This is a genomic window from Acinetobacter nematophilus, assembly GCF_026344175.1.
Taxonomy (GTDB): domain Bacteria; phylum Pseudomonadota; class Gammaproteobacteria; order Pseudomonadales; family Moraxellaceae; genus Acinetobacter; species Acinetobacter nematophilus.
This window is the reverse complement of sequence record NZ_JAPKMY010000009.1, coordinates 80,014-100,602: the sequence shown is the minus strand read 5'-3', so window position 1 is coordinate 100,602 and position 20,589 is coordinate 80,014. Positions and strand designations below refer to the sequence as shown.

18 protein-coding genes are annotated in these 20,589 nt (G+C 38.8%); 7 read left to right on the top strand and 11 right to left on the bottom strand.

Annotation, left to right across the window (positions count from 1 at the left end):
• Nucleotides 1-198 precede the first annotated feature (198 nt).
• On the bottom strand, nucleotides 199-2,577 hold the full coding sequence (ppsA, locus tag OSH00_RS15580) for a phosphoenolpyruvate synthase (RefSeq protein ID WP_266131205.1): 2,379 nt from the start codon (nucleotides 2,575-2,577) through the stop codon (nucleotides 199-201).
• 154 nt (nucleotides 2,578-2,731) lie between these two features.
• On the opposite strand from ppsA, the gene ppsR reads away from it, so the two are divergent.
• Together ppsR and OSH00_RS15570 are read left to right on the top strand one after the other, a co-directional pair.
• A complete protein-coding gene (ppsR, locus tag OSH00_RS15575; RefSeq protein ID WP_196074840.1) occupies nucleotides 2,732-3,568 on the top strand; it encodes a posphoenolpyruvate synthetase regulatory kinase/phosphorylase PpsR in 837 nt (278 codons plus the stop codon).
• 112 nt (nucleotides 3,569-3,680) lie between these two features.
• Nucleotides 3,681-4,433 (top strand): hypothetical protein, encoded by a 753-nt coding sequence (locus OSH00_RS15570; RefSeq protein ID WP_266131204.1) that lies wholly within the window; start codon nucleotides 3,681-3,683, stop codon nucleotides 4,431-4,433.
• 41 nt (nucleotides 4,434-4,474) lie between these two features.
• On the opposite strand, the gene OSH00_RS15565 is transcribed toward OSH00_RS15570, so the two are convergent.
• From OSH00_RS15565 to OSH00_RS15545, 5 genes are all read right to left on the bottom strand, one after another.
• Complete coding sequence (locus tag OSH00_RS15565; protein ID WP_266131203.1) at nucleotides 4,475-5,035, bottom strand: NAD(P)/FAD-dependent oxidoreductase; 561 nt, start codon at nucleotides 5,033-5,035, stop codon at nucleotides 4,475-4,477.
• A gap of 685 nt (nucleotides 5,036-5,720) precedes the next feature.
• A complete protein-coding gene (gene yiaA / locus OSH00_RS15560) occupies nucleotides 5,721-6,200 on the bottom strand; it encodes an inner membrane protein YiaA (RefSeq protein WP_266131202.1) in 480 nt (159 codons plus the stop codon).
• A 226-nt stretch (nucleotides 6,201-6,426) separates the two neighbouring features.
• Complete coding sequence (locus OSH00_RS15555; RefSeq protein WP_266131201.1) at nucleotides 6,427-7,440, bottom strand: LLM class flavin-dependent oxidoreductase; 1,014 nt, start codon at nucleotides 7,438-7,440, stop codon at nucleotides 6,427-6,429.
• A 169-nt stretch (nucleotides 7,441-7,609) separates the two neighbouring features.
• Nucleotides 7,610-8,152: a glycine zipper domain-containing protein gene (locus OSH00_RS15550; protein WP_196074844.1), complete on the bottom strand. Its 543-nt coding sequence runs from the start codon at nucleotides 8,150-8,152 to the stop codon at nucleotides 7,610-7,612.
• A 511-nt stretch (nucleotides 8,153-8,663) separates the two neighbouring features.
• Complete coding sequence (locus tag OSH00_RS15545) at nucleotides 8,664-9,095, bottom strand: hypothetical protein (protein ID WP_266131200.1); 432 nt, start codon at nucleotides 9,093-9,095, stop codon at nucleotides 8,664-8,666.
• Between the two features lie 390 nt (nucleotides 9,096-9,485).
• Between OSH00_RS15545 and prfA the strand changes: the two genes are divergently transcribed.
• Both prfA and prmC read left to right on the top strand, forming a co-directional pair.
• On the top strand, nucleotides 9,486-10,574 hold the full coding sequence (prfA, locus tag OSH00_RS15540) for a peptide chain release factor 1 (RefSeq protein ID WP_004824393.1): 1,089 nt from the start codon (nucleotides 9,486-9,488) through the stop codon (nucleotides 10,572-10,574).
• Nucleotides 10,574-11,392 (top strand): peptide chain release factor N(5)-glutamine methyltransferase, encoded by an 819-nt coding sequence (gene prmC / locus OSH00_RS15535; protein WP_266131199.1) that lies wholly within the window; start codon nucleotides 10,574-10,576, stop codon nucleotides 11,390-11,392. Before prfA ends, prmC begins: the two co-directional genes overlap by 1 nt.
• A gap of 234 nt (nucleotides 11,393-11,626) precedes the next feature.
• Here the strand turns inward: prmC and OSH00_RS15530 are convergent, their stop codons facing one another.
• The 5 genes from OSH00_RS15530 to OSH00_RS15510 form a co-directional block, all read right to left on the bottom strand.
• Nucleotides 11,627-12,538: a bestrophin family protein gene (locus tag OSH00_RS15530; protein WP_266131198.1), complete on the bottom strand. Its 912-nt coding sequence runs from the start codon at nucleotides 12,536-12,538 to the stop codon at nucleotides 11,627-11,629.
• Between the two features lie 111 nt (nucleotides 12,539-12,649).
• A complete protein-coding gene (locus OSH00_RS15525) occupies nucleotides 12,650-13,465 on the bottom strand; it encodes an ABC transporter permease (protein WP_266131197.1) in 816 nt (271 codons plus the stop codon).
• Complete coding sequence (locus OSH00_RS15520; protein ID WP_266131266.1) at nucleotides 13,465-14,415, bottom strand: aliphatic sulfonate ABC transporter substrate-binding protein; 951 nt, start codon at nucleotides 14,413-14,415, stop codon at nucleotides 13,465-13,467. The genes OSH00_RS15525 and OSH00_RS15520 overlap by 1 nt, the downstream gene beginning before the upstream one ends.
• 301 nt (nucleotides 14,416-14,716) lie before the next feature.
• Nucleotides 14,717-15,064, bottom strand: a complete 348-nt coding sequence (locus OSH00_RS15515; protein WP_266131196.1) for a hypothetical protein — start codon at nucleotides 15,062-15,064, stop codon at nucleotides 14,717-14,719.
• 238 nt (nucleotides 15,065-15,302) lie between these two features.
• Nucleotides 15,303-16,334 (bottom strand): AraC family transcriptional regulator, encoded by a 1,032-nt coding sequence (locus tag OSH00_RS15510; RefSeq protein ID WP_266131195.1) that lies wholly within the window; start codon nucleotides 16,332-16,334, stop codon nucleotides 15,303-15,305.
• Nucleotides 16,335-16,522: 188 nt separating this feature from the next.
• Between OSH00_RS15510 and OSH00_RS15505 the strand changes: the two genes are divergently transcribed.
• The 3 genes from OSH00_RS15505 to OSH00_RS15495 all read left to right on the top strand — a co-directional run bounded on the left by OSH00_RS15505 (nucleotide 16,523) and on the right by OSH00_RS15495 (nucleotide 20,540).
• On the top strand, nucleotides 16,523-17,293 hold the full coding sequence (locus OSH00_RS15505; protein ID WP_266131194.1) for an SDR family NAD(P)-dependent oxidoreductase: 771 nt from the start codon (nucleotides 16,523-16,525) through the stop codon (nucleotides 17,291-17,293).
• Between the two features lie 216 nt (nucleotides 17,294-17,509).
• Nucleotides 17,510-18,643, top strand: coding sequence for an acyl-CoA dehydrogenase family protein (locus OSH00_RS15500; protein WP_266131193.1), 1,134 nt, complete (start codon nucleotides 17,510-17,512; stop codon nucleotides 18,641-18,643).
• A 259-nt stretch (nucleotides 18,644-18,902) separates the two neighbouring features.
• On the top strand, nucleotides 18,903-20,540 hold the full coding sequence (locus tag OSH00_RS15495) for an AMP-binding protein (protein WP_266131192.1): 1,638 nt from the start codon (nucleotides 18,903-18,905) through the stop codon (nucleotides 20,538-20,540).
• The last annotated feature ends 49 nt before the right edge of the window (nucleotides 20,541-20,589 follow it).

Below are 20,589 nucleotides of genomic sequence, written 5' to 3'. Positions count from 1 at the left end.
CTTAAAATATGAAGCAATATCATGTTGCTTTTATAAAGAATAAATATTTTGAAGATATGTTTAACTTCGAATGTCTGTGGGGAGAATTTTAATACACAATCACATGTTCAACATTTGAAAGTAAATGTATTCAAGAAATCGGTATGATTGTTAAAAACAAAAAAAGACCCTACAGGAGGGTCTTTTTGAGTGTGCTGATTAAGCCTGTTTGGTTTTTTCTTCTGCAAGGAAGAACCAAGTATCTAGTACAGAGTCAGGATTTAAAGATACAGACTCAATACCTTGTTCCATTAGCCACTTTGCAAGATCTGGATGGTCAGAAGGACCTTGACCACAAATACCCACATATTTGCCTGCTTTACGGCACGCATGAATTGCCATAGAAAGAAGGGCTTTAACCGCAGCATCACGTTCATCAAATAGATGAGAAACAATGCCTGAGTCACGGTCTAAACCAAGGGTCAATTGAGTTAAATCATTTGAACCGATTGAGAAACCGTCGAAATGTTCAAGGAATTGTTCAGCCAATAATGCATTGGTTGGCAATTCACACATCATGATCACTTTGAGACCGTTTTCACCACGTTTCAGACCATTTTGAGCCAATAATTCAATTACACGCTTCGCTTCAGATACAGTACGTACAAAAGGAATCATGATTTGAATATTGGTTAAGCCCATTTCATCACGTGCTTTTTTCAATGCACGGCATTCAAGTTCGAAACAGTCACGGAAATTGTCAGATACATAACGGCTAGCGCCACGGAAACCAAGCATTGGGTTTTCTTCTTCAGGCTCATAGAGCTTACCACCGATTAAGTTCGCATATTCATTTGACTTAAAGTCAGACATACGAACAATCACTGGTTTATCTGCAAATGCAGCTGCAAGCGTAGAAATACCTTCAACCAATTTTTCAACATAGAATTCGATTGGAGATGCATAACCTGCAGTACGTGCCATAACAGCAGCACGAGTTTCGCGTGGCAGGCTGTCAATATTTAACAATGCTTTCGGGTGTACACCGATCATACGGTTGATAATGAACTCTAAACGTGCAAGACCAATACCTTCGTTTGGAATCTGAGCGAAGTCAAATGCGCGGTCAGGGTTACCAACGTTCATCATAATTTTAAACGGAAGTTTAGGCATAGATTCAATAGAATTACGTTGGATTTCAAAATCTAACGAACCTTCATAAATAAAGCCTGTATCACCTTCAGCACAAGAGACAGTCACTTCCTGCCCATCCACAAGTACTTCTGTTGCATTGCCACAACCGACAATTGCAGGAACCCCTAATTCACGAGCAATAATGGCTGCGTGACAAGTACGACCGCCACGGTTGGTGACGATTGCAGCTGCACGTTTCATCACTGGTTCCCAGTCTGGGTCAGTCATGTCTGAAACAAGTACGTCACCTTCTTGTACTTTATCCATTTCTTTAATAGACGTTACGATTCGCACTTTACCTGAACCGATACGTTGACCGATTGAACGTCCTTCGCAAAGAACAGTGCCTTTTTGTTTAAGAAGGTAACGTTCCATTGTGCCAACATTTTCACGGCTTTTGACTGTTTCAGGGCGTGCTTGGACAATGTAGATCTGACCATCATCACCATCTTTTGCCCATTCAATATCCATAGGCGCTTGATAGTGTTCTTCAATAATCAATGCCTGTTTAGCAAGCTCTTGAAGCTCTAAATCATTAAGAGCAAATTGTTGGCGATCAGCTTTTTCAACATCAACCACAACCACAGATTTACCTGCAGCACCTTCTTCACCATAAATCATTTTTTGGTGTTTAGAACCAAGGTTACGACGGATAACAGCATGTTTGCCATTTTTAAGAAGTGGTTTTGAAATATAGAATTCGTCAGGGTTAACTGCACCTTGTACAACCATCTCACCTAAACCATAAGAAGCAGTAATAAATACTGCTTCACGGAAACCAGATTCTGTATCGAGTGTAAACATTACACCCGCAGCACCAGTTTCAGAGCGAACCATACGTTGAACGCCTGCAGACAGGGCAACGATGTCATGTGCAAAGTTTTGGTGTACACGGTAAGCAATCGCACGGTCATTATAAAGAGAAGCAAAAACTTCTTTAATTGCGATCAAAACGTTGTCGATACCGCGAATGTTTAAGAAAGTTTCTTGTTGACCAGCAAATGAAGCATCAGGTAAATCTTCTGCAGTTGCAGAAGAACGAACAGCCACGGCAATGTCAGGATTGCCATTAGAAAGTGCAGCAAATGCTTCGCGAACTTCAGCCTCTAGACCTGTAGTAAGTGGAGTTTCTACAATCCATTGGCGGATTTTTGCGCCAGTTTCAGCAAGTGCAATCACATCATCAACATTTAATGTTGCAAGCTCTGCATTGATTTTAGCATTTAAGCCACTTTGCTCTAGGAATTCGCGATATGCATCAGCAGTCGTTGCAAATCCACCTGGTACAGATACGCCAGCATTTGCTAAATGGCTGATCATTTCCCCAAGTGAAGAGTTTTTACCACCCACGATCTCAACGTCGTGTTTACCTAATTTTTCCAGACCGATTACGCGTGCTTCCAAAGTTGTTACTCCACTTATGCAGTATTAATCACTATCTTGGCATGAAATTATAACAAAAAACTTAGCATTTTGATTCAACTAAGTGATAGTCATGTAAGATGGGCTTACTATAAAGATTATACATCGCTAAGACAAATGTTTGAGGAGATTTTTAATGTCAGAAAGTAACCAAATAAAGCGGAGCGTATTTTTTATTTCTGATGGTACAGCGATCACAGCTGAAACCCTTGGACATTCGTTATTAGCGCAATTTCCCCATGTAAAGTTCGATATTCATATCATTCCCTATATTACGTCTGAAGAAGCGGCGATGAATGTAGTTGAAGAAATCAATCGAAGAGCCGATAAAGATGGTCAGCAACCCTTGGTATTCGATACTTTGGTTGACCCTTATGTGCGTGACATTATTAATACGGCAAATGCAGTAAATCTTGATGTTTTTGAAGGGCTTATTAGTAAATTGTCTGATGTTTTAGGAACTCAGCCTACAACTTTAGTCGGACAGACCCATGCAGTAACCGATTCTGAGTCTTATAAAGCACGTATTGATGCCGTACATTTTGCTTTAGACAATGACGATGGTGCACGCACACGGCACTATGACAAAGCGGATTTGATTTTAATAGGTGTCTCACGTTCAGGTAAAACACCAACATCCATTTATCTCTCTTTGCAATTTGGAATTCGCGTGGCGAACTATCCATTAACTGAAGAAGATTTAGACGATAATAGATTGCCAGCGGTACTGAAAGAACACAAAAATAAGTTGTTTGGTTTGATGATCGATGCCGAGCGTCTGGTCGCAATTCGTTCAGAACGAAAAGCCAATAGCCGATATGCAAGTTTTTCACAATGTCAGATGGAACTTCGTGCTGTAGAAGGAATCTATATTTCTGAAGGAATCAAATATTTGAATGTTTCGGAAATGTCGATTGAAGAAATTTCAACACGTGTACTGCAAATGACAGGCTTAAAACGCAGAATCGGATAAGTCGTCTTTAATAATTATCTTGTGGATATAATAGAAGCACGACAAAGAGCAGAATGCACATTTTGCTCTTTTAAAATAATTATGGAGTATCATGATAATGTTGAGTAGTTATATGAAAAAGATATTAAAAATAAATTCAATTTCTATGTTTTTTTGCCTATCGGGCATGATGATAACGCAGTTACATGCAGAATCTTTAAAGGATTTTGAAACCACTCTGATTCAGAAATATTATCAAGCAGGTTGTTCATCACGAAACGAATGCGATCAGTACAATGAAAATATTTCCAACGCAATTAAAACTAAAATAAGAAAGGATCCTGCAAGTTTCGCTTATTCTTTTCCTAAACTGACTGAAAAGAAAATGTTGAAAATTCATTTTAGTCCAGACCGCAAAATTAAATTTTATACGATGGATATTTCTGGTGGGGGTACCATGCGGGAGTTTACCAATTTGATTCAATTGAAAGCTAAAACTGCGCCAATCACTCAAGATTTAGCAGAAGTTGGATTTATCGATAACATTGCGCAAGTTAAAATTGAAAATAAGGATGTGTACTTCATTACTAGTCTTTTTGTTGGGAGTACATGTTCAAGAACTTATCGTATAAATTCATTCATATTGAACCAAGATAAATTCGCCCCAGTGCAAATTTTTGAAACAAAAACGAAAAATTTGGACTCAATAGACGTTGCAAACGATTGCCAGGATTGGGAGCGTCCGTTGAATGACTTTATCCGTATTTCTAAAGACTTGAAGAATGTCGATATTATGCTCATCAATAATTCTGGAAAATTGACGGATCATTACTTACGCTATCAAAAGACTGGCAATCGTTATCGCTATATCGGACAGACAAAATAAAAGGAAGCAGGGAATGCCTCCTTCTTTTAATTTATTCATGTTTACGATGTGTAGGTACGAATTATTACATCAACGACATGCTCTATTCCATCCATGCCTTGTATTGAATGGGAGGTAATTTTTACAATCGGCCAAGCAATGTGCTTGCAACGAGGGTGTTGTAAGGCCGTGTAATAATCATCGGATTTCAAAAAGACTTTATTTTTCATTGCCAGATTAGGCATAAGCTGTCGTTTTAACCACTGGTCTTGAACTTGAGCATCTAAATATCGGATTGCCAACATTGATTTAATACGATGGTTAAATAAACGACGATTTTTAATAATCAGAGGATGTGAAATAAGTTTATTTATGCCGCGTTCTGTTTGAGGTAATACAAAAACGGGAGAAATTTGGAAAACTTTGACGCGTTCAGCATGCTGTAAAAGCTGATCAAGCTGCGTTACCGTAAACTGATCAATTCCAATAATTGCAACTTTTAATCCAGAAAAGTCATGTAATTTAATTTCTGAAGATGCAATGATTTTACCTGTGTATTGTTTAAAAAACTCTGATTGGTTTTGAAAAAAACCTTCATTTTGGCTCTTGTTCCTGTTGAGCATAATTATTCCTTTTTTTATTTATAAGTCGCAGAAAATCGTGACATTTACTGATATAACCCACTTCATCTACGGAGGTAAAGCTTTTTCAAAATCTCCCTAGTCATATTTTATAGATGCAATGCTGTAATAAGAAATCTGCTAAAACAGCATCTAAAGCATGATCTTGTAATTCTCAGATTTAAAAATTTTTCCTATTTCTGATCTGCCCGAATATCTGGATTGTTGTCGATACCTGCCCATGATATCTGTGTAGAGCTCAATTGTTCTGCATGGTCATTGGTCAATACCGTTGCTTATTTTATTTCATTTAATTTTAAATAGATTGGCGAAATTATTCATAGTGAAGTGATAAAAATATCAATTTAACTACAGATCATTAAGATACAGTCAAGCAGCATAATTATTCATGCAAGTCTTTTATTTCAATCATTTATATTTAGCTGGCTTTATGGTCTTATACAGATTGTGAGAAGAGTGTGTGATTTATTTTTTAATAGATTGAATCTATTTAAATTTAAAGTTTAAAAGAGTGATAATCAATGAGTTGGATTCTCACTGCATATTTTTCGATTTTAAAAAGCCCAACAAAAAGTCAGGCGAAGTGTTCAATCAATCATTTACTTTAGGGATTGAAATGGAATGGTCTGATTCTTTACTTTGATTGCTCATCAAGGTATGGAATAAATTAAAGTTTATCCTCTTGTGTTTCAATTTCTTTTATTTCCATTTGCGGTGTAACTGAATGTCCCAATTCAGGCTGTGTATGTGTTCTCAGGTATTCCAAATCACGAATATTTTTCTGTACGGCAACAGCTCCGAATAGACTGAGCAAAAATGCCATGATATAAAAACCCTTTTCGCTTAGTGTCATGTTGGCATTCCATAATCCTAATGCCAAAAGCACAACACAAATTACTACTGAAGCCCAGCATAAGCCATAATATATAGACGTTACTTGTTGTCCTTCTAGCTTGTCTCGAACAATTTTCTGCAATGAAACGGCAGAAAATAATCCATAGAGAATCAAGATGAGATAATAGCCTTTTTCATTTAAGAGAATTTGTGCATTAAACAGACCCACACAATAGGCGGCAGCACCAGCAAGCAAAGCCACCCAGCTTACGGCAACAAAAGCGGGTGTTGGCTTATTGATATATTGATTCATTGTTGTTCCTTGTTGATATTCTACTGATTTTTATATGTTCTATTATGCTGATTTGAAAAGAGATGGCAAATCTTTTCATTTTTCTGCTGAATTGATTCGTGCTTTAAAAAATAGTTAATTATATATTCATAATTAAATTAATGGCTTAATAATATTGAAATCAAAAAAAACCAAAATGAAAACTCACATTTCATTTTGGTAAAGAGGAAAAGGCAATAGGTTTGTATTATTTTTTTAAATCCATTAATAAGCTAAAGTTATCTAAACGTTTCGATGTGTCATAGATATCACAAGTAAAAATAAATTCATCCACTTGATATTGTTCAAGAAGTCGAGTCAAGCCTTTTTTTACTGTTTCTGGCGAGCCTATTTGTGCCATCGCGAGGAAATTTTGTACAGCCATTTTTTCTGAAACAGACCATCGACCTTCCATGTTTTCAACAGGTGGTCTGAGTTTTAAACTTTGCCCAGTCAGCAAAGCTTGAATTCGCAAATAGACACTGGTTGCAAGATATTCAGCTTCTTCATCTGTTTGAGCGACGACAGTGGGTACACCCATAGAAACGAAAGGCTGATCCAAATATTCGGAAGGTTGAAAGTTTTCACGATAAAGCTGAATGGCTTGCCCCAACATTCTCGGTGCAAAATGTGATGCAAACGAGTAGGGAAGTCCTAATTTTGCAGCGAGTTGTGCGCTAAATAGACTTGAACCTAAAAGCCACACAGGAACATGTGTGCCTTGTCCAGGAGTAGCCTTAATTCTTTGATTTGGATGAGCATCTGCAAAATAGCTCAAGATCTCCAAGACATCTTGTGGAAATTGATCTTCGGTTTCTTGACGACCACGTCTTAATGCACGCATGGTCAGAGGATCAGTCCCGGGAGCACGTCCTAAACCTAATTCGATACGATCCGGATAAAGTGTTGCCAAAGTACCAAATTGTTCTGCAACAACGAGGGGCGCATGATTGGGTAACATAATTCCGCCTGAACCTACTTTTATAGAGTCTGTATTTGCCAAAATATAGCTCAATAGTACTGCTGTTGCAGAACTGGCAATGCCGTCCATATTATGATGTTCAGCCAGCCAAAGACGATCAAAACCCAAACTCTCGGCATGTTGCGCAAGTTCTAACGTGTGTTTGAGAGAGAACGCAACCGTTTGATCTTCGCGAACAGGTGCAAGCTCTAAAATGGAAAACTTGGTATTGTTTAATACTGAATCATTCAAAGGTGTCATTTTTCCACTCGATATAATCATATATCGAAATAGTACGATATAAGTGGAGTAATGTATATCGAAAATTATCGATATTTGTGGGTGCTGATGTAATTTGTATTAGTGCAAAAACACATCAAGCACCTATCGGTGCTTGATTAAAAATCTTTATATCCATTGAATAATCGAATTAATTTTTCCAATTGTTCCAACGATTCTTGTTTTTGTATTGACCATAGTGATGCCCGTTATCATGACGATAGTTACGATCGTTATAACGGTAGTCAACATTGCGGTAGCCATAGCCTCGATCGTAACGATCATTATAACGCCCATAGCGACTGTCATAGCGATCATCATAACGACGATCTTCACTGACTTTTTTACCTAAAGCTGAACCACCAGCAGCACCAAGACCAGCGCCAATATAACCCCCTGTTGAGGTACCTGTCACATTGCGACCTACCGTATAACCACCTGCACTGCCTAAAGCGCCACCAATGATTGCACCATTGCGGTCACGTTTATTGGATGCGGCGCCAGCACCAACACCACCACCAATCGCTGAACCGATCATTGCTCCAGTTGAGCCACCCATTTGTTGACCAATCGCTGCGCCGACTACACCGCCAAGCGCAGATGTTAAGGCGGTATTGGTTGAATTACCTGCATGTGCAGTTGTCACCAGTGTTGCTGCAAGAACTGTTGCACCAAGTATTGCTTGTAGTTTCATTTCAAACTCCTTCTCGAAGCTTCTTCAAATTATTTAACCTGAGTGCAGAATAGCGAAACATATAGCAATAATTATGGATTTGAATGTAAGCAATTTCTGTGTTTTGTTTCTAGATTGTATTTCTTCGTCTTTAATTGATTCATATTATGTGAATATTAAATTTTTTAAATAGAACCCTTAGTATTAAGCCCATACTAAGATAGCAATATGGCAATCATGTCGAGGCGAAAAACATACAGTGAATTAAAAAAGATAAAATGATGGTGGACCAATAAGCAAGCCCATATATTGTTGGATTTACCTTTATCAACTAAAGAAAATCTTGACAGTTTACACTGTCTACAATCTCATTTTAAATTGATCTGACTTTAATATTCGAGATATACCAAAACTAAGAAGTACGGTTTGCCAAGGGTGAGGGAAGGTCTTATACCTCCGCACAAAAGATGAATTGTCTATGATGAAACAATACAAAAAGCACCCGAAGGTGCTCGATGATATTGTCAATCAATTAGTGATGACGACGATGTTTTTTGTAGTACTTTTTATTGTACTTGCGTTGATCTGCATGACGATCTTGAGAAACTTTTTTCCCTAAAACAGAACCACCCGCTGCACCAGCTGCTGCACCAATGTAGCCGCCAGTAGTACCGCCCATATTTTTACCTACGGTATAGCCACCAACACCACCTAAACCACCACCAATAGCAGCAGCTGTACGGTCTCTTCTATTGGTTGAAGCTGCTGCACCACCAGCACCCCCAACGGCTGAACCAATCATTGCACCAGTATTGCCGCCAATCTGTTTACCTACAGCTGTACCTACAACACTTCCTAAAGCCGAAGTTGCTGCAATACGTGTTGAGTTGTCAGCATGGGCACCTACTGTAAACATTGATGTGACTGCTAATGCAGTACTAAATAAGATTGTATTAAATTTCATGTGTTGCTCCATGTCCTTAGTTGGACAGCTCTATCTGTATTCGATGAAGCAAATGTAACAAAAGTTTTTTCAAAAATTGTGGAGATGAATCCGAAAATTGATAACGTTTGGTATCTGAATGTATGTTTTCTATTAAAAGTGATTTTAAAACATGCAAACAGCAGGACAAAAAGGAGAGATGATGAAGACTATGCTGGTATGAATAGGCATAAAGCATGTAGATCAATCTATAAATTCGTTAAGTTCATGGCTGAAAGCCTATATAAATGTGTCATTTAAATGGCAGAATCGGTAAACTATACACAATTTTAGAATTTTCTTAGCCGTGTGATTGAGATTGTATTTAAATCTTGAAATGTGGCTAAGGCTTAGCTTGAGAATGTATTTAAAATGAAAGAATCGTTACGTTTACGATTAGATCAACTTTGTGATCGACATGAAGAATTAGAGGCATTATTGGCAGATGTTGAAGTGATTTCTGACAATAAACGCTTTCGCAATTTATCACGTGAGCATAATGATTTATCAGAAATTACTGAAGTGTGGAAAAAGTATAAGCAGGCTGAAGAAGATATTGAAACAGCTGAAGTGATGTTAAGCGATCCAGATTTTAAGGATATGGCTGTTGAGGAAATCAAAGAGAATAAGGCTTTAATTGAACAACTCGAATCTGAGTTGAATATTCTCATGATTCCTAAAGACCCCAATGACGCTAACTCGGCATATTTGGAGATTCGTGCGGGAACAGGTGGCGATGAAGCCGCGATTTTTTCAGGTGATTTATTCCGTATGTATAGCAAATATGCTGAGTCACAAAATTGGCGTATTGAAATTTTATCTGAAAATGAAGGTGAACATGGTGGCTATAAAGAAATCATATGCCTGGTCAATGGTGAAGGCGTTTATGGACGCTTGAAGTTTGAAAGTGGTGCGCATCGTGTACAACGTGTCCCGGCAACAGAGTCGCAAGGCCGAGTACATACTTCTGCTTGTACAGTCGCAATTCTTCCAGAAGTTGATGTTGATACTACAGTCGATATTAATCCTGCTGATTTACGAATCGATACCTATCGTGCATCCGGTGCAGGTGGTCAGCACATTAACAAAACGGATTCAGCAGTCCGTATTACCCATATTCCGACGGGAACAGTCGTAGAATGTCAGGATGAGCGTTCGCAGCATAAAAACAAAGCCAAAGCGATGGCGTTATTAGCTTCACGTTTAGAAAATGCAAAACGTGCTGCTGCCGATGCTGCAACTTCTGAAATGCGTCGTGATTTAGTCGGGTCGGGTGATCGTTCAGAACGAATTCGAACCTATAATTATCCACAAGGTCGTATGACTGATCACCGTATCAATTTAACTTTATATAAGTTGGATGCTGTGATGGAAGGTGATTTGACTGAACTTTTGGATAGTTTGCACCGTGAATATCAAGCTGATCAATTGGCAATGCTTGCTCAACAAAACGGTGGCTAATGAATATTGCACAGGCATTGGCCTTACGCGGAGAGGCAGAAAGTTATGAGCGTCAAGAGAATGCTTGGTTACTTGAACATATTCTAAAAATTGATGCTTTTGATTTGGCGCTTAAATCAACACAGGAATTAACGACTGAGCAAGTACAGCAGTATACCGATGGTTTGGCACGTATTGCCGCTGGTGAACCGTTGGCTTATGTGACAGGTTCGCAGCCATTTTGGACTTTAGATTTAACAGTAACCAAAGATACTTTGGTTCCTCGTCCTGATACGGAAGTTTTGGTTGAAACAGTACTACATTTAGATTTACCAGAAGATTGTCGTATTGTTGATCTTGGTACAGGTACTGGTGCGATTGCTTTATCATTGGCAAGTGAACGTCCGAACTGGTCCGTGATTGCTACGGATATTTATGAGCCGACATTGGAGGTTGCATTACATAATGCTGAAAAGCACGATTTGCAGCAGGTGAAGTTTTACTTGGGTAGCTGGTTTAAGGCATTGAATCGGCAGTATTTTGATGTGATTGTTTCTAATCCTCCTTATATCGACGCTGAAGATGAACATATGTCGCAGCTTGCTTCTGAACCTGAACGTGCGTTGGTTGCTGATCATCATGGTTTAGCCGACATTGAACATATTATTCAGCAGGGTAAAAAATGGCTTGCGACGCAGGGATGGATCGTACTTGAACATGGTTATGATCAGGCAGAAGCCGTACAGCAGATATTTAAAGGTGCGGGTTTTAAACAAGTTCGAACGGTCAAAGATTATGGTGGCAATAATCGTGTAACTTTAGGTCAGTGGCCAAATTAATCCCTTGTTGTCCAAAAAGGCTTGACCAAATGTTTGATTAGATCACTTGGTCAAGCTTTTTTATTTATCCATGCTTTTATTCTAAACATCTAGGGTGTGTCAAAAGCAGCTTTTTCCTGAACCGTATCAAGAGATCATTTTCACAACTTCAGTTCAAATATATTGCGGTTTATCTGCATGCTGATCGAAGCTAAAATCATGCAGTGTTAAAACCGAACAATTAAAAAAGTCATGTTAAGTCAAATTACTTTTGACCAATTGAATCGGTTCGAGCAAATCCTCGCCCAGTGAGCTCAGCATTTCTCTTTCGATTAATCGGGTAATTGCATCCAAAGGCAAATCATTTTCTTGTAGGCCAAAAGGTTCTTCAAGTTGCGCACTTAAAGCATCTAAACCTAAAAACAGATAAGCAATTAGACTCACAATGACAGGTGTCCAGATACCGAGACTGGCTTCTAGGCTAAAAGGCAAGATTAAGCAGAAGCAATATACGGTACGATGCAACAAGACTGAGTAAGAATAAGGTAATGGGGTGCTGAGTATGCGATCACAACCTGCTTGAATATTCCCCAAAGTAACAATATGTTGATTTAACCCCTGATAAATAATATCCGAAATTTCACCGTGATGAAGCGAGGTCACCAAGGATTTTTGAATATGTTCTAAGACATATTGAGCAGCATTCATGTGTTGAGAGAGATGGTTAAAAGTTGAATCATCAAAGCCAACTTTGTTTATATAAAATTCAATGGATTGATTTTGATTGCGTAGACGATTCCTGAGTAAGCATGTAAAAAGCATGACACGATACATGAGCACTTGGCGTTGCTGTTCTGATAAAACATGACTGTCACGTGAAATATGACGGGAAGTAGCGATCAATGCACCCCATAATTTACGACCTTCCCACCAGCGGTCATAACAAGCTGTATTTCTGAAGCTTAAGAAAATAGAAAGGATAATACCAAATACAGTAAATCCAATTGCAGGCACAGCAGGAAAAGTAAAATAATGGTGGGAAGATAAATACACTAAAACGGTGGAGATCAGCACAACGAATGCCAATGCAGGCAAGACTTTGGGAAGAATGGTGCCATGCCAAGCAAAAAGAAGGGCGAAGCTATTACTTTTATCACGAATGATCATACGGTCTACCTATATGTAACGGCAACAGTGTTCCATAGGAAAAACCATAAATGCAAGTTACAGATAGGAAAATTAAGAATACGGCTCAGCAAAAGCCGTATTTAACTTGATTTAAGTGCGCCAACGCAAAAACCAGTTTTCAATCCATTTCATCAGCGTATCTGTTAGTTTACCCAGTACAGCCAATAAAATGATCGCGATAATAACAATGTCAGGTCGTGAAGTTTCTCGACCATCACTGAGTAAATAACCGATCCCTTGTGTTGCTGCAATCAGTTCGGCGGCAATCATAAACATCCAAGCCAAACTTAAACTATTTCTCAGCCCCACTAAAATTCCTGGTGAAGCAGCAGGGAGAACGATTTGAAAAATTGTTTGTATAGGGCTTAGTCGATAGACTTTGGCGACTTCAAATAATTTTTTATCTACATTGTGAATGGCTGAAACTGTATTGGTATAGGTGGGGAAGAATGCGCCAATGGCGATTAAAGTAATTTTAGAAGCTTCATCAATTCCTAGCCATAATAGCAATAGAGGAATCCATGCAAGGCTGGGGATTGATTTGATTGCAGAGAATGTTGGTTCTAAAAATGCTTCAATCTGTTGGTTTAAACCTACAGCGATTGCAAAGATAAGCCCAAGCCCACTTCCTACAAAAAAGCCGAAGAAAACTCGCCATGTACTGGTATATACATGTGTGAATAAGTCACCTTGTGCCAGATCTCGAAATGATTCAAGTAAACTGCTGGGGGCTGGGAGTAAATAGGGTTCAATCCAGCCCGTTTGAACAAGATATTCGCATATGAGCAAGATCAAAACAGGGACGGTGATTGCTTTTAGCCATTTCAATAAATTGGCTTTGACTGCAGAACCTTTAACCTCAGTAGGCACAATTGTATTTGACGCTGAAGCAGAGATTTTATTCATTATTTTCCAACAACTTTTTGTGCATATTTACTGTCAAATAACTGATCAACGACTAGGTTGACATTGGTGCCTTTGCGTACCAACTCTTCTTCATTCAAAATTGTTCCAGCTTTTTTTAAGGCATTGATATGTTTTGCAGTTGGAATGTTTTGGTCGAGATTGGTTCGGCTGAGCTGAAGTTTGGCGACCTCAAGTGGTAATTTTGCTTCACGCGCCAACAGCTCTGCAAGTTTATCAGGATTTGCTTTCGCCCATTGACGTGCTTGCTCATAAGCTTTGATCACGGCACTTATAGCCTCAGGACTTTGTGTTGCAAATTGATCTTTAACACTTAAAACACTATAGCTATTAAATGAAATATTACGATACAGAAGCTTAGCACCTGACTGTAACTGTGCTGAAGCCATCAACGGGTCAAGCCCAGCCCATGCATCGACCTGACCACGTTCCAGGGCGGTTTTACCATCTGGATGCTGCAAATGGACCAATTGAACATCGCGTTTATTTAAACCAACAGTTTCAAGTGCCTGAAGCGTAAAAAGGAATGGGTCAGTCCCTTTGGTTGCTGCTATTTTCTTACTCTTTAAGTCTTTCAATGATTTGATGGTTGAATTTTTAGCCACGACCAAAGCTGTCCATTCTGGCTGGCTTTGAATATAAACCGTTTTGATTGGACTTCCATTGGCGCGACTCAATACAGCTGCCAGACCAGCGGTGGATGCAAAGTCAATACTGCCACTGTTTAGATACTCAAGTGAACGATTACTACCTTGACTAAATACCCATTTGATTGCTGTTTTCGGTAAGGCTTTTTCTAATAATTTTTGCTCTTTAACCACTAAACTTGTTGGCGCATAGTAAGCATAGTCGAGTTTTAGTGTTGTTGGGACGACAGCGAAAGATGATGTCACCGCTAAACTCAGTGTAAAGCCAGAGACTAAAGCCGTCATTTTTTGAGCAAAAAATTTCATAAATACCCCATTAAAGTTCAAAGAGAAAAACAGAGTAGATTTGTATATTTTTTATGACATCAGCACAAAAAATAATAATTGATAAGCACTTCAATAAAACAGAATTATCGATATTTAATTCATTAATGTTTTGATTTTCATCAATAATATTTGTACCTGTCAGCTTGCTTCAGATAAAGAAGATTAACTGAAAGCAATAGTGAAAAAAAATCTTAGCATTTTTTGCGATTTAGATATAAAAAAACGGCTTCATGATGAGCCGTTTTTTTTGAGCCTGTCTTTATATTGGAAAATCTTCGAGGCTATCCGCAACTTCAACTCGGTCCAAGGCGTTGGTTTCAAGCGCAAGACAGAGTGCTACAATTTTCGCTGTATCTGCAATATTTTCTTTTTTCATTGCCAAACCTGATTGAATCGCTTCAATACGTTCTTGGTGGATATCAAGTGCTTGAGCAAGATCCGAAGCATTGTTCATATTCAGAAAGTCATTGATTGCATCTGCAACATCAGGGTCTGAAGCTTTTAAAATTCCTTCTATCAACTCATCTAGATGTTCAGTTTGAGCAGAAAGGGAGTGGATAAAATTTTGAACTAGATTTTGTTCTAGTACATCAATCATCTTAATCATGTTAGTGACCTGAAAGCTGATTAAAGGGGAGGAGGGTACCACAGGGAGTAAGCAGAAAAGACTGCTTTGAGTTGGGTGAAAAATATACTAATAATGGTGAATTTGCAACCATGTTCAGATAAGCTGTAAATCAGAGTACAGCTTTTGAATTTTAGGCGAATAAAATACCTTCGATATCTATTTGATCAAGATGATGATCTCATTCCTTGAAAGCCGTCTACTTCCATCCGTTTTAGATTCAATGTTTATGTTCTCGATAAGCGCCAGGACTTACGCCAGTCCATTTTTTAAAAGCACGGTGAAATGCACTTGCATCTTGAAAATTCAATAATTCACTGATGTCTTGTAAGGTATGCGTTGTTGTGGTTAGAAGATCAATTGCCATATCACAGCGGATATCATTTTTAAGCTGTTGATAGCTTGTACCTTCGCTTTTTAAACGACGTTGGATCGTTGCTTCCGAAATATTCAGTTGTTCAGCTAATTCACCCAGCTCCAACCAAGCACAAGGTGAAAGAGAAAGTAATTTTTTGCGTACTATAGAACTCAATGCCAAAGGATTCTTAAATCTTAATAGCAGACTTTCAGGGCTGCTTTTGATAAATGCATGCCAAGATTTTTGGTCACGTTTAACGGGAATCTTTAAGTAGCTTGCATCGAATTGCAGGTAGTTTTCATCGGTTTGATAACTGATATTGTCACAAAAACGAACACGATAATCTTGATCATCTTCAGGGGCTGTGCATTTTAATTGCAATTGTTTAAGCAGAATGCGTTGATCAGCTAGCCAACAGATCAAACTATGAATCAGCATGATATAGGTAGCATAGCAAAACATGGCTTTGGGTTGTAATTTATTTGTAATGACAATGTAGGCATAGTTTTCATCAATCAGCAATTTACTTGAAAAATCATCAAGTACAAAATTAAAAAATTGTAGAATTTGTTCGATGGCAATATGAAGTGTTTCAGCTTGCATGACCATTTTTGACAGTAATTTATAGCAGCCCCGACGCATTTGATGAGAATCCATACCAAAAAATTCATCATTCATTTGATCTGCAATTTCAGTCCAAAGTTTTGCATAGCTTGAAACTGCAACCCGTGCCTTGGGTGCATAAAAAAGCTCAAGTGGAATCTCAGCATTGGCCAAGATTTTTTCAATGTTGAATCCTTTATTTTTGGCACCAATCAGTGCCTCATGGACGAGTGTAATTGATATGGTTCCTTTACTTTCAATGAAATGTTGATTGTTCACATTATATTCCATTATCTTGTGAGCGCATTTAATGAGTGGTTAAGTTACTTAAAATTTTTAAATTGTCCAAATCCATCATACAGGATGCAACTTTTGGAAATTGTACTCAAGCTTGACTATGTTTACTCTTCATCTTAAGTCGAAAATAGGTTTAATTTAAAATCTATCGCTATTTATTTAACAATGAATAAGGAAGAAAAATGAAAATTGAAGGAAAAGTCTTTGTTGTAACAGGTGGAGCATCTGGTCTCGGTGCTGCAACTGCATCATATTTGGTTGCTCAAGGGGCAAGCGTGATCATGGTGGATATGAATCATGAGCTTGGTGAAGAAATGCAAAAGCGTCTTGGTGAAAAATCCAAATTTGTTCAATTGGATGTGACCAATGAAACTGCGGTAGAACAATTCTTTAAGCAACTAGAACAAGATCACAGACAGCTCAATGGTTTGATCAATTGTGCAGGTATCGGTCCTTCTGCAAAGGTTTTGGGGAAAAACGGCATTCATGCCTTGGATGCATTTCAGAAGGTTTTAAATATTAACGTATCAGGAACGTTTAATATGCTTCGCTTTGCTGCAGATGTGATTTCACGTTATGAACTTGCAGCCGGAGAAGAAGAGCGTGGCGTCATTATCAACACTGCTTCAGTGGCGGCTTTTGATGGGCAAATTGGGCAAACTGCATACGCGGCGTCCAAAGGTGCTGTTGTCGCAATGACTTTACCTTTGGCAAGAGAGCTGTCGCAGCATGCCATTCGTGTCATGACCATTGCACCTGGTATTATGGAAACACCGATGCTGAAAGCTTTGCCACAAAATGTTCAAGATGCTTTAGGTGAAATGGTGCCTTTTCCAAAACGTCTGGCAAAACCTGAAGAGTTTGCACAGCTTGTGGGACATATTTGTGAAAATAGTTATTTAAACGGAGAAACAATTCGTTTAGATGGTGCAATCCGTATGCAACCGAAGTAAGTCTAATCTCATTTATGCATTTCAAAAGCACTTAGCTTCAGCTATTGATCTTGCCATTTGTAAAGTAAAACACCTAAAAAATAATGTCCCATACTGCTCAAAAGGCGGTATTGGACAAATTTGACCTTAATTTCATTGATTTATTTACATGCTTGAGCTTGGCATCAGGACAGTCATGTTCAAAATCTTTTAAAACCCACTGAGAGGGATACTCGAATGATACTCAATGATGATCAAAAGATGGTTCAGGAAATGATGCGCAATTATGCTCAAAATGAACTCAAGCCAACGGCTGCTGAGCGAGATAAGCATTCACAATTTCCGAAAGTGCAATTAGCAGCACTGGGAGATTTGGGGGCATTGGGAATGACCGTAGCCGAGCAATGGGGGGGTGCTGGTTTGGACTATATGTCTTTGGTTGTCGCGATTGAAGAAATTGCAGCAGGTGATGGAGCAATTTCTACGATTGTCAGTGTACAAAACTCATTACCTTGTGGAATTATCCAAAAATATGGTTCAGCACAGCAGAAACAAGATTATTTAATGCCTTTGGCAACAGGTCGCTGGCTTGGTTGCTTTTGCTTAACAGAGCCACAGGCAGGTTCAGATGCTGGTGCTTTGTTATGTAAAGCTGAACGTGATGGCGATGCATGGGTCATTAATGGTACCAAACAATTCATTACGTCGGGACAAAATGCACAAGTTGCAATTGTGTTCGCCATGACAGATAAGACAGCTGGCAAAAAGGGAATTTCTTGCTTTATTGTTCCAACTGATACAAAGGGATATATCGTTTCCCGCATTGAAGACAAAATGGGGCAACGTTGTTCAGATACTGCGACGATTGTTTTTGAAAATTGTCGAATTCCTGCTGAAAACTTATTGGGCAATGAAGGTGAAGGCTACAAAATTGCCTTATCGAATTTAGAGTCAGGACGAATTGGTATTGCATCGCAATGTGTAGGTATGGCTCGTGCAGCATTAGAAGCTGCCGTTGAATACGCCAGTCAACGTAAAGCTTTTGGTGTAGAACTGGTTCAGCACCAAGCTGTGGCATTTCGTCTTGCCGATATGGCAACTCAAATCGAGGCAGCACGTCAGTTGATTTACCATGCTGCAAGTTTGAAAGATGCGGGTTTGCCTTGTTTAAAAGAGGCATCGATGGCAAAACTTTTTGCCTCGGAAATCGCAGAAAAAGTCTGTTCTGATGCCATACAGATACATGGTGGCTATGGCTATGTTTCTGACTTTCCTGTTGAGCGAATTTATCGAGATGTTCGTGTCAGTCAGATTTATGAAGGGGCATCCGATATCCAACGTTTAGTGATTGCACGCGCCGTAACTGAATGATGCAAAGCTGAAAGATGCTATCAAATTGATCGAGAGGCCAGCATCATGCTGGTCTTTTTATGGGTATTTTTCGCACCGTTATACATGTCCAAATACCGCAGCAGAATTGAGGTATTTGGAAATTGTGTATGAATTCTAATCATGTTTATCTATAAGCACTGGAACAAATGCTGAATGATTTAGCAGTTCAATAAAAGCTAGAACACAGATATGGAATTGCACATCGAGATGGTGTGTTGACAAAGACAAGGATATTGACATGAAAACACTGGAACAGGCTTATCTGGAATTTGATTATGCCAAGTTGATCAATGAACAATTGGTTGGAAACCCAGAGTCGATGAATGCCTATGAAGAGTGTTGTGGGCGTTTTGTCGGTTTAAATAAAGTTGCTTTGATCTGGGAAGGAAAAAAAGGCGAATCAGCACAATGGACATTTGAGCAGCTTGCAGAGGCTTCTGGACAGTTGGCAAATTATTTCCAATCAATTGGTTTAAATTCTGGAGATTGTATTGCTGGATTATTACCACGTACGCCTGAATTACTTATTACCATTTTGGCCACATGGCGAATTGGCGCAATCTATCAACCTTTGTTTACTGCTTTTGAATCTAAAGCAATTGAACATCGTATTACAGCTGCCAATACGCAGTTAATGGTCACCAATCAAGAACAACGTAGCAAATTGGATCAAATTGAATTACCTCATATTCTGACTGTTCATGCCTCTGATTTTTGTCAGAGTAAAGAAGCTGATTTTTGGGGGGAGTTGGCCAAGCAATCAGCAATACATCATCCGGTTATGTTAACTTTTGAAGATGATTTCTTAATGATGTTTACTTCAGGAACCACGGGTTTAGCCAAGTCAGTTCCTGTGCCTCTCAAAGCTGTTTTAGCATTTAAAGAATATATGCGTCATGCCGTTGATCTACGTGAAGAAGACTCGTTTTGGAATCTGGCGGATCCGGGGTGGGCATATGGCTTATATTATGGTATCACCGGACCATTGGGGTTGGGACACAGCATTATCATGGATGAACGTGCCTTCAGTGTAGACCATGCATTGGAAATTATTGAAAAGTACAAAGTCAGTAATTTGACTGGATCTCCCACAGCTTTTCGTATGTTCTTTGGTTTTAAAGAAAAATTTGATGCTTCAATCAAAGACCATTTACGTGTAGTCAGCAGTGCGGGAGAGCCTTTAACGCCTGAAGTAATCCATTGGTTTAACCATGATCTTGGCGTCAACATATATGATCAATATGGACAAACAGAATTGGGTATGGTGATCGGTAATCATCATGCATTATCTCACCCCGTCAAGGTAGGTTCTGCGGGTTTTGCAAATCCTGGACATCGTTTTGCAGTTTTAAATCAAGACCACAAAGAGGTGGAACCTGGAGAAATAGGAACTTTGGCAATTGATTTTGAAAAATCATCACTCACCTGGTTTAAAGGGTATGGCGGAAATAACCGCAAATCTTTTGTCGGAAAGTATTATTTAACAGGTGATACAGTTCGACTCAATGAGTTAGGCGGAATTGATTTTATTGGGCGTGCAGACGATGTCATTACAACGTCAGGCTATCGTGTTGGACCCTTTGATGTAGAAAGTACACTACTTGAATGTAGCGAAGTTTTGGAATCAGCAGTGATTGGAAAGCCTGATCCAGAACGAACAGAAATCGTTAAAGCTTTTATTGTACTCAAGCCGCAATTTTTAGCCTCAGATGAATTAAATGTTAAATTACAAAACTATGTTCGATCACGTCTATCCAAACATTCATACCCGCGTGAAATTGAATTTGTCGCAAACTTGCCAAAAACTTCTAGTGGAAAGATTCAGCGTAATCTACTCAAGCAACAAGAAGTGGCTAAATTACAGCAAATGCAGTGAATGATTTAATTTTCGATCCTTTATATTTTTATTAAAGTTCCATGCTCTT

Bases quoted from the DNA above. Each gene is read 5' to 3' on its own strand.
- OSH00_RS15555 (WP_266131201.1), bottom strand. From the start codon at position 7,440: ATGACACCTTTGAATGATTCAGTATTAAACAATACCAAGTTTTCCATT.
- yiaA (WP_266131202.1), bottom strand. From the start codon at position 6,200: ATGAATCAATATATCAATAAGCCAACACCCGCTTTTGTTGCCGTAAGC.
- OSH00_RS15530 (WP_266131198.1), bottom strand. From the start codon at position 12,538: ATGATCATTCGTGATAAAAGTAATAGCTTCGCCCTTCTTTTTGCTTGG.
- OSH00_RS15500 (WP_266131193.1), top strand. From the start codon at position 17,510: ATGATACTCAATGATGATCAAAAGATGGTTCAGGAAATGATGCGCAAT.
- OSH00_RS15515 (WP_266131196.1), bottom strand. From the start codon at position 15,064: ATGATTAAGATGATTGATGTACTAGAACAAAATCTAGTTCAAAATTTT.
- OSH00_RS15505 (WP_266131194.1), top strand. From the start codon at position 16,523: ATGAAAATTGAAGGAAAAGTCTTTGTTGTAACAGGTGGAGCATCTGGT.
- ppsR (WP_196074840.1), top strand. From the start codon at position 2,732: ATGTCAGAAAGTAACCAAATAAAGCGGAGCGTATTTTTTATTTCTGAT.
- OSH00_RS15520 (WP_266131266.1), bottom strand. From the start codon at position 14,415: ATGACGGCTTTAGTCTCTGGCTTTACACTGAGTTTAGCGGTGACATCA.
- prmC (WP_266131199.1), top strand. From the start codon at position 10,574: ATGAATATTGCACAGGCATTGGCCTTACGCGGAGAGGCAGAAAGTTAT.
- OSH00_RS15565 (WP_266131203.1), bottom strand. From the start codon at position 5,035: ATGCTCAACAGGAACAAGAGCCAAAATGAAGGTTTTTTTCAAAACCAA.
- OSH00_RS15545 (WP_266131200.1), bottom strand. From the start codon at position 9,095: ATGAAATTTAATACAATCTTATTTAGTACTGCATTAGCAGTCACATCA.
- OSH00_RS15525 (WP_266131197.1), bottom strand. From the start codon at position 13,465: ATGAATAAAATCTCTGCTTCAGCGTCAAATACAATTGTGCCTACTGAG.
- prfA (WP_004824393.1), top strand. From the start codon at position 9,486: ATGAAAGAATCGTTACGTTTACGATTAGATCAACTTTGTGATCGACAT.
- OSH00_RS15550 (WP_196074844.1), bottom strand. From the start codon at position 8,152: ATGAAACTACAAGCAATACTTGGTGCAACAGTTCTTGCAGCAACACTG.
- OSH00_RS15510 (WP_266131195.1), bottom strand. From the start codon at position 16,334: ATGGAATATAATGTGAACAATCAACATTTCATTGAAAGTAAAGGAACC.
- OSH00_RS15570 (WP_266131204.1), top strand. From the start codon at position 3,681: ATGAAAAAGATATTAAAAATAAATTCAATTTCTATGTTTTTTTGCCTA.
- OSH00_RS15495 (WP_266131192.1), top strand. From the start codon at position 18,903: ATGAAAACACTGGAACAGGCTTATCTGGAATTTGATTATGCCAAGTTG.